This window comes from Alkaliphilus oremlandii OhILAs, assembly GCF_000018325.1.
Lineage (GTDB): Bacteria > Bacillota > Clostridia > Peptostreptococcales > Natronincolaceae > Alkaliphilus_B > Alkaliphilus_B oremlandii.
The window spans coordinates 774869-787580 of sequence record NC_009922.1 but is presented as its reverse complement, the minus strand read 5'-3'; the positions used below and the strand labels follow the sequence as shown (position 1 = coordinate 787580).

13 protein-coding genes are annotated in these 12712 nt (G+C 37.6%); all 13 read right to left on the bottom strand.

Annotated elements, in window-relative coordinates:
• Positions 1–455: 455 nt before the first annotated feature.
• A complete protein-coding gene (locus tag CLOS_RS03695) occupies positions 456–992 on the bottom strand; it encodes an ECF transporter S component (RefSeq protein WP_012158583.1) in 537 nt (178 codons plus the stop codon).
• 123 nt (positions 993–1115) lie between these two features.
• A complete protein-coding gene (locus CLOS_RS03690) occupies positions 1116–1802 on the bottom strand; it encodes an ABC-2 transporter permease (protein WP_041718960.1) in 687 nt (228 codons plus the stop codon).
• Positions 1795–2661, bottom strand: coding sequence for an ABC transporter ATP-binding protein (locus tag CLOS_RS03685; RefSeq protein ID WP_012158581.1), 867 nt, complete (start codon positions 2659–2661; stop codon positions 1795–1797). The genes CLOS_RS03690 and CLOS_RS03685 overlap by 8 nt, the downstream gene beginning before the upstream one ends.
• Before the next feature lie 3 nt (positions 2662–2664).
• The gene (locus CLOS_RS03680) at positions 2665–3042 is read right to left on the bottom strand and encodes a GntR family transcriptional regulator (protein ID WP_012158580.1); all 378 of its coding nucleotides are present in this window, start codon (positions 3040–3042) and stop codon (positions 2665–2667) included.
• Positions 3043–3221: 179 nt separating this feature from the next.
• Positions 3222–4499, bottom strand: coding sequence for an ABC transporter permease (locus CLOS_RS03675; RefSeq protein ID WP_012158579.1), 1278 nt, complete (start codon positions 4497–4499; stop codon positions 3222–3224).
• On the bottom strand, positions 4496–5230 hold the full coding sequence (locus tag CLOS_RS03670; protein WP_012158578.1) for an ABC transporter ATP-binding protein: 735 nt from the start codon (positions 5228–5230) through the stop codon (positions 4496–4498). Before CLOS_RS03670 ends, CLOS_RS03675 begins: the two co-directional genes overlap by 4 nt.
• A 66-nt stretch (positions 5231–5296) precedes the next feature.
• Entirely contained in the window at positions 5297–7792 is a 2496-nt protein-coding gene (locus tag CLOS_RS15515) for a phosphoribosyltransferase (protein WP_012158577.1), read from the bottom strand.
• A complete protein-coding gene (locus CLOS_RS03660; protein WP_012158576.1) occupies positions 7752–8870 on the bottom strand; it encodes an HpcH/HpaI aldolase/citrate lyase family protein in 1119 nt (372 codons plus the stop codon). Before CLOS_RS03660 ends, CLOS_RS15515 begins: the two co-directional genes overlap by 41 nt.
• Before the next feature lie 91 nt (positions 8871–8961).
• On the bottom strand, positions 8962–9543 hold the full coding sequence (locus tag CLOS_RS03655) for a TerD family protein (RefSeq protein ID WP_012158575.1): 582 nt from the start codon (positions 9541–9543) through the stop codon (positions 8962–8964).
• Positions 9544–9579: 36 nt separating this feature from the next.
• Positions 9580–10185 (bottom strand): TerD family protein, encoded by a 606-nt coding sequence (locus CLOS_RS03650; RefSeq protein ID WP_012158574.1) that lies wholly within the window; start codon positions 10183–10185, stop codon positions 9580–9582.
• Positions 10186–10208: 23 nt separating this feature from the next.
• Positions 10209–10889, bottom strand: a complete 681-nt coding sequence (locus CLOS_RS03645) for a TIGR00266 family protein (RefSeq protein WP_012158573.1) — start codon at positions 10887–10889, stop codon at positions 10209–10211.
• A gap of 25 nt (positions 10890–10914) precedes the next feature.
• A complete protein-coding gene (locus tag CLOS_RS03640; RefSeq protein WP_012158572.1) occupies positions 10915–11496 on the bottom strand; it encodes a TerD family protein in 582 nt (193 codons plus the stop codon).
• Positions 11497–11631: 135 nt separating this feature from the next.
• Complete coding sequence (locus CLOS_RS03635; RefSeq protein WP_012158571.1) at positions 11632–12711, bottom strand: toxic anion resistance protein; 1080 nt, start codon at positions 12709–12711, stop codon at positions 11632–11634.
• Position 12712 lies beyond the last annotated feature (1 nt).

Sequence of the window (12712 nt, the reverse complement as noted above, 5' to 3'; positions counted from 1 at the left end):
ACCTATCAGTATCAATGAACAAGTTTTATTTTAAGCACTCGAAGTTAAAGTGCGCCATAAAACTTGTGAGAGTATACGAACAAGTTTTATTTTAACTTTTTATATATATTGTGTCAATTGAATCTATATTTTATTTTATAGTTTAGCAGTCTCACAGCTGAAATTTGTGCACGCTCTCCAGTCGTGCAAAATTGGCATTCGTTGCGTTTGACCTACCATCAATTTATTTCTCCTTTCAGTCGAATAAATTGGGTTATTTCGCAGTCTCATTGCACAATTTTATTCTTCCTCTGGTCGATAAAATTGGCATTCGTTGCGTTTGACCTACCATCAATTTATTTCTCCTTTCAGTCGAATAAATTGGGTTAGGTCATAAAAAAAAGTATAGAACCTATTTTGTTCTATACTTTATAAGATTCACTTTCTTCTAAAAAGTAAACCATCTTTTAAAATTTTTATTTTAATACGTATTGAGAAAAATATTTGGTTTTTTTCAGTGCCATACCGATGGGGATAAAGATTAGAGCGCCACCGAAGCCTTGAATTAAATTGGCAGGTATACTGGTTGCTGAAACTAAAAAGCTTCCCTTCATAATACCACCAGCGACGAAGTATCCAAATACCATCCAGCTGGCACCAAAGACTAAGGCTGAAACATTTCTAAAGTTAAGTAAAGAATCACTTTCATTATCTGCAATCAATCCAGCACCGTACCCCATGATATATTTGATAATCAACGTTGGTATAATCCAATGGGTGTATCCTAGAAGTAAATCTGCTAAAGCAGAGCCTACACCAGCAGCAATGGCGCCCTTTTTCCTTCCAAATAGAAGGGCAGCTAAGAAAATCATGCTATCTCCTAAATGGATATAGCCCTCCGTAGAGATTACTGGAACCTTTATGATCATTGTAGATACAGCCACCAATGCAGTTAGAAGACCGAGCATGGTCAAGTCGTGTATTTTGTTAAAGCCTAAATTTTTATTCTCCATAACATATCCTCCATTATTCAAAATGTATCGCTCTATCGTTACACTTTTATTATAACATGGGATATATTACATGTAAAGTCTGTATTTTTCAGAAATTTAATGTAAATTTGTATCGATACACTATTAACTGAACTCTCGATTTCTATAAAATGCTACCGATATGAAAGAGGATATTGCCATCACCAACAAACCAATACATAGTAAAGCCATTAAAACGCCTTGATCCCCTAAAATCGTAAGCCAGTGTCCCAAAGCACCCTCGGAGGTACTATACAAGATTTTACTTCCTTTAAAATGCTTTAACAATTGTCCGACCAGCATGGATGCTGAGAAAAACCCTAAAAATAAGACGATGTTTAATATTTTTGCTTTGATATACCCAAACTTAAAATAGATGGGCAGATATGCACCTGTTAATATTGAGATTGTAAAAAGAATCGTAATCACATCAATAATACCAATAGCCTGGATCCCCATAAATCCGGTCCTTGCAACAATATAGCTAATGGCACTCAATAGTACAATATCAAGGATTGCAAATACCATTACCGCTGCGTATTTAGAAAGAACAATCGCTTCTCTAGAAATCGGTAAACTGTTGAACACCTTCTCACTATTATTCTTGTCCTCTATGGCACAGGAATATTGAATAAACATATACACTACACTGACACCGGCTAAAATATAAGCGCTTTTAGAAGATTCATTGGATGATACTGAAAAAACCAATAGCATGAAAATCCCATAAAATACATAGTACCACAGGTATTTTTTTTGAATCATAAATTCCTTTCTGATTAAATTAAACACGTTGACGCCCCCTCACTGTATACAACATAATATCTTCTAGGCAAGGTTCTTCGATGACAATTCGATTGCCAAATTCCTTTCTCAATACGTCGCTGCTCCTTGTTAAAGCTTCAAACCCCACACCGTGTTCTTTGATTCCCACAAGCTTTTCTCTTGTACTGGCATTTAAAATTTCTTTTCCACCTTTGATGATTTTGTATTGCTCCAGAATCTCATCCTTCGGTCTGCTAAACACCATTTCTCCATTATTTATAAAGGTAATATAGTCCGCTATTTTATCTAAATCCGATGTATTATGGGTGGAAAATAAAATTCCTTTTTCCTCGTCCTGAATGATGGTATATAATATGTCTAAAAGCTCATTTCGAATAATCGGGTCTAATCCAGATGTAGGCTCATCCATTATAATTAAATCCGCATTGTGGGACAATGCCAGCGCCAATGAATATTTCATCTTCATCCCCTTGGAAAGCTCTTTTATTTTTTGCTTTGGGGAGAGATTGAAATCCTCTACATACCTTTGAAATGCCTTTTCATCCCAGTTATTATAGAAGGGCGCAATGATTTTCTTCATCTCTATCATGCTCAATTCTTCATAGAAATAATTTTCATCATAGACAAAGCCAATTCTTTGCTTTATTTCAGATTCCTTCTCTCTGTAATCCATACCGAAAATCTTAATTTCTCCCTGATCCTTTTTCAAAAGATTCATCATCAGCTTGATGGTCGTGCTCTTTCCCGCACCATTAGGCCCTATAAATCCCATGATATAGCCCTTTTCTAACTGAAAGCTGATATCTTTCAATTCAAACTCCTTGTATTTTTTCCCTACATTTTTTAGCTCTAATAAAGCGCTCATGATTTATTCCACCTCACTATAAAGTATTGTCAGTATTTCCTGTAATTCTTCCAAGGTCAATCCCAATTGCTTGCTCTCTGCAACAGCACCCTGCAATTTTTCCTCTATGATCTGTAACTTTTTTTCTTTCATTAAATCTTTGTCCTGAGCTGCTACAAAAGAACCTCTTCCAGCAGCAGTTTCGATGAATCCTTCTCTTTCTAGCTCTTCGTAGGCACGTTTCGTCGTAATCACACTGATTTGCAGATCCTTTGCCAAACTCCTTATGGATGGTAGCTGCTCCCCATCCACTAGCTCTCCACTTAATATTAAGCCTTTGATCTGACTGGTAATTTGCTCATAGATTGGTTGACCTGATCCATTCTGAATAATTATTCTCATTTTCAATCCTCCGTATATACTGTATATATAATATATATACAGTATATACGGAAATATGTCAATAGAAAAAATAAAATTAGAATTTCAAGTGCTCAAAATAAAATTAAAAGAGACATATTGCTACTTTCAAAAATGAAATTTATCATTTTCTAAAGTAGGAATCTGTCTCCATAGATTTTTTAATAGATGTTCAGTTTCGCTCCAATGACATAGCCTTGAATCTCCATAATAATTAAGCTGAGGATGCCGAGTCCCATTAAATCTAGAATTGGATGCAGGATCGAACCACCAATGAGGCTGATAGGGATATAGGTCAGTAGCAGAAATAGGATTAAAACAAGGGTAGGTCCTAGTTTAATCGCACTAATTTTAACCCTTCTAGAGTAAGGATAAATTCGAAACCAAGTATCCTCTTTTAAGTTGATCCATAAGGAAAATAGAAAGGCACCCACTAAATAGGATACAAAGATAAAGCCCACTGCCATAAATAAACTACCTTCTGCTACGGTACTTGCATCAATTACCCGATCCCCAAAGGCCATGCCTCCCAAAGTAAAAAAGTATATTTGTAGCAATAAGGTTAGGTTTCCCTTCCCCCTCTGTAGGGTTTTAAAATACAACAGCAGCAAAGCGCCTTTTTCATTAAATGGTAGCATCTTAGATCCACTAAAAATAGATACGGTCTTGATTCTAGTGCTTTTCTTTTCGTTATAAGGCTGTCTCAACAAAAAGGTGAAGTTCTGTACTCTCTTATTAGTCTCCTCGCTGATTAATCGATCCCAATCGATTAAAGTATATTTTTTTATAAAGTAGGATATCACAAAAATGATCCCCAATAAAACAAGATAAAAGACTCCAACCTTTATTGGTACGTTAGCTTTCATCAGTACCTTTAGGGTATATCCAATAATATTGGATGCGATGCCATAGAATATTGTTTTATAAATTCTTCTCCTCCATTTTCCTTGGTTATTCCATAGAGCAAATTTAAAGTTTAAGATGGACCATCTTATAGCTGCTCCCCCTATGAGAACAAGGAGGTAGGTTCCAATGGATGTCCCAAAGTGGAATCTATAATAAAGATATATCAAGCTCCAGAGAAAAAACCATGTCAATAAGTGAATGCCACTGCTGAGCCTATGGGAATATTTCAGAAAGCTTTTTCCATCCACATTGAGGGGCGATAAAAACACTTGATCTGCCATTTTTAAGTATCCACTCAAATTTCCAGATAGTAAGATTAGAAGGAGTAGCATCTGCGGCACTAGAACCATAGTTCCTGTGGCAATTCTAGAGAAAATTTCAACTAAAATTTCTTTAAAGGAAAATCCTAACGCGCCGACTAATCCCAGGGTATAGATTAAAATAACACCGTCCACCTGAAATGATATAAACTTATAATAAAGCTTTGATAAATACAAAATCCGCTTTTTCCACACCATCCAAATTGGGCTCATTCTCCGTCACGCACCAATCGGTCATAAATATCCCCTAGACTGCCTTCCTTCATCCCAGCATATTCCCTTAATTCCTCTAGGGTTCCTGTAGCTTCGATTTGCCCCGAGCTGATCAGAATAAATCGATCGCAGATCTTCTCCGCCGTATCCAGTACATGGGTACACATTAAAATTCCTTTATTTTCTTCCCGCTTTCGCTTTATCAGATCGATAAAGTCCTTTGTGGCTTTTGGATCTAGCCCCACAAAGGGCTCATCGACAATATAAACTGAAGGATCATACAAAAATGCACATAAAATCATCACCTTCTGCTTCATCCCCTTGGAAAAAGAATTGGGGAAGTGGTGCAGTTTATTACTGAGTCTAAATATTTCTAAAAGCTTATGGATTCTTTCTTCAAAAACCTTTCGATGGATGCCATGGGACATGGCGACAAATTCTAAATGCTCTAGAAGTGTCATCTCATCGTAGAGCAGTGGCACCTCTGGAATATAGGCGATTCGTTTCTTAAATTCCAAAGAATCCTCTTTGATATTATACTGAAGCATTTTTATTTCTCCATCCATAGGCGGTAAGATTCCTAGAATACTTTTAATGATCGTGGTTTTACCTGCACCATTGGGCCCAATCAGCCCTAGAATTTCTCCTGCCTTTATTTGAAAAGACAAGCCATGCAGTATTTTTACCTTATCATAACCCCCTGATAGATTTTGTATTTCTAATAAATTCATCCCACACCTCTATCAAAATTTATTTTTCTTCCGTATTATCCACAACTTTCTAAATATTGTATTATTTTATAAATGAAAAGGTTTGATCAATCCACAGCATCCATAAGTCATCTGTGGATATACCTCAACTTCAACATTTCTATCCTTCGCTAAAAGCAATATATGCCTTAAGTTAGGATTATCATAGTCTCGTACAAGTATCTTCCAAGGGACTCTTCGCAGAAGCACTCGAGTGGTTTCTCCGATTCCCGGTTTGATTAGGTTGATATCCTCTATGGCAAAATCCTTCTGTATCCTCCTGATGTCCTCTAAACCTTGCCATGTGATTTTATTAGCAATACCTTCATGGTGCTGTAACGTTGTCTTTACCTCTTCTTCTACCTTTGAAAACTCTGCTGCTATTCGATCGACAAATAAATTAGAGACATCTGCTCCTTGCAGTTCCTTATAAAACTTCACCCCATGGAAATCCTTGGGTCCAATTAAATCTTCACGGTGTACTGTTCTGCTGATCAATCCAGAAACCGTAGAATTTAAGCAGGCACTGGCAATTAAAAAGTCTTCCCTTGTACCAAAGGTGGCACTACAATGTCCGGGATCTGCCAATACAGCCAAATCCGAACTTAAATGGGTCCCCCATCTTTGATTCATATTTTTACAGGATTCCATTAAAACTTCTGTAATGGCACCTTTTCCAGTCCAGCCATCTACAAACTGAAGATCTTTACCGGGATGGTGCTGCAAAATGTAAGCAATTGCATTTTCATCGATGCCCTTTCCCCTGATGATGGATACGCTGTAATGAGGAACCTTCATATGGTATTTTTCTTCTAAATATCGCTTTACCAAGATCCCGATAGGCGTTCCAGCTCTAGCCAAAGAAACCAATACAATATTCTTTCCTCTATTTTTAATAATTTTTTCAGAAACTACAGCTACAGCCACAGCGATTTTTTGAGCAGATTCCTCCAGAGATTCATGAAATAATCGAATATAGCTTTCCGTCGGGTTATATTCTACAGGAAGCATTTCAGAATAATGAGTGCCTCCTTGGATTGCTTCTTCCTTATCCTCTGTATCTGTTTCTTCTATAAACTGGCTAACATCCTTCAGCAGAAAAATAACGTCTTCCTTCTTGTAGCTCCCCGTAAAGCCTTCTTTCTCCTGGGATAAACAAAAGACAATAAAGATTTTGGGAATACCCAGTGTCTTTAACATATCTAAGATAGATTCTAGCTGTTCTGGGGAAGCTTCCCGCTCTAAAATTAAAAACAAATCATCATAGTAATCCCGTGGAATATTGTAGATATAATTGGTGGCACCTAATTCTCCTGGACTTTTAAATACAAACCCATTTCGAGCACCGTATTCTTCCTTATCCACTGGATGGATCGGACTTCTGGTTGTGGCATGATATTTTACACCGTCGCCCATGTGAGCTGCAATGAGCATCGGAAGATAAATGAGCTCTTCCGTTCCGAGGCATAGGGTTTTTTCACTAGTCCTTTTTGTTTGAAGCAGCGCACCGATTTCCTTTATTTTTCTATCAATCTGATTTTGATCATCACAGGATATCCCAAACCTTCCTGTTTCCTTTAGGCAATTTACTATTTTTTTATTCTGATTTTCATCCATTAAAATGTGCTGTAAAGGTTCATCAAAATAATCATCCAGCATCATATATTCCACAGCACTGGGATACTCTTCCCTGCAGACAGCGACCTCTTGATTATGCTCTGTCGGTGCCATGGGGATGCTTCCACTGATTTGGAAACTCCCAGAAACCAAGGAAATAACCTTAATAGATATATCCAGCTCCTTTTCAATCCTCTGAAACTTCGCCCGGTCTTCCGAACCACGCCAGTCTAAAATAGACAGTACGGCATACCTTTTACGAGGATACTTTCCATGTAATGCCTGAATGATATTCAATATTGTTTTTCCCGTCGTAAGTTCGTCGTCTATGAACACAATGGGCATATCCGATGCCAATAAATCCTGATTAAGCCCATAACAATTGTGATCCTTTGCATGGGAGTGTTCCTCTTCAAATTCAACATTAAAGTCGCAGTCCAAGACGATTTCTCTGGTGGTATGGGTATAGTATCCTTCCCCTGTAAAGGCACTAAATACCCCCTGCCCAATACCAGTGGCAGTTTCGGCAAACCCAATAAACAGCGTAGGCTCAGGCAATCGATTGGGTGTTTTTATTTTTTCCTTATAAACCTGCTGACAATTCTCTTCTTCCACGAATCCACGGATTAATTTTTTCGTAACTTCCTTATGGTGTATATGGTAAAATTCTTCCATATATCGATTGGCCAACAGTAGATTCGCAAGTAATCCTGTATGGGGATTAATTGGAATGTGCTTTCCTAACACCTTACTTACAAACAGAAAGCTTCGTTTGGGATTCCTTCTTGCAGCCATGGTAAACAGATTACGTAAAGGAATGTTGTAATCGTTTTTTGTGACCTCAATCTTTATTTTTAAATCATTCAGAATCTCGTATTCGTATCGATTATTTTCTTGCCAATAGGTCTCTATAGCATTTGTTTTCATTGTACACCCCATAGATCTCTGATTTTTTTATTATTTTTCTTGCCCAATTTAAATGCGGCTTTACCTCATTCATTTTGTTCTTATATATGCTACCAATTGCTCCGTTATTCCCTTTTTCACTATTTACAATGTCCAGAGCATCCATATACTCTTCATAGGTTACGACTTGCAGGGATTGAATGGGCTTAATCTGACTCGGATGGATTACAGTCTTTCCGGTGAATCCATTTTCCTTGTCCAGCTTTCCTTCATTGATTAAGCCTCGAATGGATGGATTGTGCTCCAATTCCTCCTCGCCCATATTCTTTGCGAAATACTCCCATACAGGACCCGATATCACATAACCATCCTCCTGTCTACCAAAGGTATTGAGAATTCCCGTTAAACAATCCCGAATAACAGAGATATCATAAATGGTGTTGCTGACATTCCTTCTGATACCGAATAAGCTAGAAAAATCTGTTGCACCGATTCGAAGATTCAATATGAGATGTTTATATTGATCAAATAATTCCTTTAATCTTATGAGATTCTGTGTTCTACTTTCTAAATATAGAATCTCCTTCGTTTCTATGACTGGCATAAGGTATAGGGAAGTTCCAAAGGCTTGATTGATTGCCTCAATCTCTCGAAAATATGCGTCCCCATTCCTATACGAAAACTTCGGTATGACAAAACCAGTGAGCAGTTTAATTTTCTCCTCTAAAGCTGAAGTCAGACCCTTAATTTGGTCTAAATTTCTTATTCTTATAAAAATCAGCGGAAGGTTGTCCGCTTTAACATGACCCTTTTGTACGGCTTCATCTATTTGATTGAGCTGAGAGACTACATTTTTTATGCCCACGTCTACTAAGGTATCTTCAATGGCATCCTCTAAGCAAATAATTACCGACATCAGCTCTTTGATTCGACCATGAACGATATCCTCACCGATTCGATCTCTTATACCTGGCATATACAGTGTTGCACCTAAGGAATATGCTAATTTATCTTTATGTTCACTCTTCGTAAAGCTTTGTGGTTCCTTATAAAAAAGCTGTTTTTTATCTTGATCCGACAGGTAATTGAAGTATTTCACCTGATAACCCTACTTTCCTTTATGATATAATCTGTATGCATCGAATCAACAAAAAGTCAGTAGGAACATAGAACCCTACTGACCTGTTTTTCTAGCCAACCTCTAATCCATAATTTTTACAAAGTGCAGCCAAGCCGCCTTGGAATCCACTACCGACGGCACTAAATTTCCATTCGCTACCATGTCGGTATATTTCACATACCACAACAGCAGTTTCTATGGAAAATTCCTCCCCTAAGTCATATCGTAATATTTCCTCGTTGGTCTCTTCATTTACCAAGCGAACAAAAGCATTGGACACTTGCCCAAAGTTTTGAGCTCTTTGAAGAGCATCATGTATGGTAACCGTAATCGCTACCTTATGTACATGCTCTGGAACCTTGTCAAATATCATGATTAACTGCTCGTCATCACCTTCTCCTTCGCCAGTTCTATTGTCACCCGTATGGATTACAGAACCATTGGCGCCCTCAAGGTTGTTATAGAAAACAAAATCTTTCTCATTGATTACTTTTCCATTGGCACCTACTAAAAAAGCAGAAGCATCTAAGTCGAAGTCATATCCTCCGGAATATTTATTGGTATCCCAGCCTAGACCAATAATCGCTCTCTTTAGGCCAGGATTTGTCTTTGTAAGATCAATTCTTTGACCTTTTGATAAATTAATTGTCATCTATTACGCTCCTTTCTCCAAAAATGCTATAAAATTTTAATATCGCTTTATAACCTCTCCCAAGGAACCATCATGGGTGCCTTCTCCAATGGCGCCAAATTTCCATTCCCCACCATGTCGATATATTTCAGCAACCATTAATGCTGTTTTTCCTGCATAATTTTCAGATAGGTTATATCTTAACATTTCCTGGTTGTTTGAACCATTTACAACACGGATAAATGCATTTTGAATCATTCCGAAATCCTGTCTGCGGTTTACTGCATCGTATATATTTACAAAGAATAACAGCTTATGAATATTTGCAGGGATTCGTCCAAGATCCACGATAATTTGTTCATCATCGCCGTCCCCATCACCAGTTAAATTGTCTCCAGTATGAACAACACTGCCGCAGCTACTTCTTAGATTTCCAAAATATATTAGGTTCGATTTATTCATAAGCTTATCAGTTTCGCTCAGCATCAGAACAGAAGCATCACAATCAATATTTGCAGCCTTAGCTCCACCTAGCAGACCGCCAAAAAGTCCTCCTTTTTTTTGCTCTACAGGGTCCCAGCCCAGCCCTATCATTAATTTTGACAAACCAGCATTTCCTTTTGTTAGATCTACCCTTTGTCCTTTTTGTAAACTAATTGCCATTTAAAATCCTCCTCTCCAATGATCTATTTAGATGGGGGCATGAACTGCCTTACCCATTGTCCAAAGTCTCTCGGGTTTCTTGTCTGAATTAATACAGTACCCGGTCCTCTGAATCTACATACCAAGCTTTCTCCAGATGTAACACTGGATATCCAGCCAGAAGAAGCCTTCTCAATATTGTACTGCATATAATCTGGCCAAGCTACCAGATGGCTGTTATCAATAACAACCTCTTCCCCGGCTTCCAAATTGATCGGATGAATCGCTCCATAGGAGTTCAAGAAAACAGTCCCTCTTCCACCTATTTTTAATATAAAGAATCCTTCTCCAGAGAACAAGCCTCTCGTTAGATTCTGCATTTGCGTATCCACAGATATAGAGTCCGATGCTGCTAAAAATCCATCTTTTTGAACGCATAAACCGTAGCTGCCATCTAATTCTACATCCACAGTCCCACCTGGAACAGAGGATGCTAAGAGTACCTCCCCAGGTCCTCGGTTAGCAGTTAAGGTTTGAAAGAAGAACTTCTCCCCAGCCAGCATTCTTCCTAAGCCCTTTAAAAGTCCACCTTCCAATTTCCCCTCTAAATCGATGGTTGGTGACATGGACACCATGGCATCGGATTCTGCTTTAATTCGGTCCCCTTTTTGTAGATTGATCTTTACAATTGGAAACGCTTCCCCATAAAGAATCTCATATTTCATGAAACCACCTCCAAGAAGTATCGTATTATCCTACATTTACACCAAAGTTTCTACAAAGTGCATACAATCCTCCTTGGAATCCACTTCCAATTGCACTAAACTTCCACTCCCCACCGTGGCGGTATAGTTCTCCTACAACTAAAGCCGTCTCAACGCTGAAGTCCTCTCCTAGATCGTATCGGATCAATTCTTCTCCAGTGTCTTCTTTAAATACACGGATAAAAGCATTGGATACCTGTCCAAAGTTTTGCGCACGTTCCTCAGCATGGTGAATCGTTACAGTAAATGCAATACGCTCAATACTTGCAGGTACATTGGCTAACTCAATTCTTACTTGCTCATCATCGCCGTCTCCTTCACCAGTTAGGTTATCACCTAAATGTGTAATCGAGCCTGATTTATCTTTTAAATTGTTGTAGAAGATAAAATCATTATCGTCACTTACCTTTCCATTGGATCCCAATAGAAACGCAGCTGCATCTAAGTCAAAAGCGTGTCCACCATCGTATTTATTCGTATCCCATCCAAGACCTACCACAACTTTAGATAGCCCTGGATTGCCCTTTGTTAAATCTACTTTTTGTCCTTTACTTAAACTAATCGCCATATTATCCCTACTTTCTTTTTATTATAATTAAATTTTAGTTTACATTTTTAAATAATTAAGATTTAAAAATTAAAATATTTAAACCTTAATTTAATTTTATTGATTTTGCTTTAATTTGTCAAGATATATTGGGCATTATCTCTTATTTTCTAATTTCTGTTGTAGCTGCAATAATTTTTGTCTACTTTCATCTCTATTGTGCTTATTTTCCTGCTCTATTTGCTTTGTCTCTTCAATCCCTCGGATGATCGTTTCAAATGTTTTCTCTAAGGTATCGATTTTGATACTGGAGCCAGAAGTTAATTTGGCAATGTCAATGGATTGATTGGCAATGTTTTGTGCGTTCTTCATAAGCATTTCATTGGTTCTATCATCTAAAGCCTTCATGGCATCTGCCTGTACCTTCTGTCTTTTGATTGCAATGGCTTGTATTAAACCTGTTTTAAATACTGGAATTGTTACGACAAATGCACTACCAATCTTACGTAAAAGATTATAGTTTCCTCTTTGAATCAATTTAATTTGAGGGGCTGTTTGAAGGGCAACCATCTTTGCCATTTCAAGGTCATAAATCCTTTGATCTACCATTTCTAGGGCCTGCAATCCATTTTGAAGATTGATCGCATCCAGCTGTTGACCTGATGCTGCTCTTGCCTCCAATTGCGGGATGATCTCATTTCTCATTTTCTCCGTTACAAGATGTCCAGCTTGAATGTACTTCTCCAGATTTTCATAATATTGAATATTTTGCTCAAACATTTCCTCCAGCATTATATTCGTATTATTAATTTCACTTTCATATTTCTTAATTTCGACATAAACTTTTGAGATTTCTTTATCCATGGTTTGATATTTATCTAATAATTTATTGATATCATCCTTCATCTTGTTGAATATTTTGCCTAAGAATCCCGATTTTTTATCCTCAAAATCATTTTTATCGAATCTGCCCATGATAGAGTTCAGCTGCTGTAACATCTTTCCGCTGTCTTCCACAGAGGAGTTGCTGATGGATGCTAAGATTCGGTCACTGAATTTGGAAATTTCAACGGCTGTTTCTTGACCAAAGGACATAATATCCTGAGCATCTCTGATATCCAGTTCATTTGCCAGCTTCTGCACTTCTGGTGAAGTCCTTACCCTTAAGGCAACCTCGTTTACCTTTTTGTCTAAATCCACTTCTTTCATTTCAAAGCCTTCGTTCAATTCATTCATT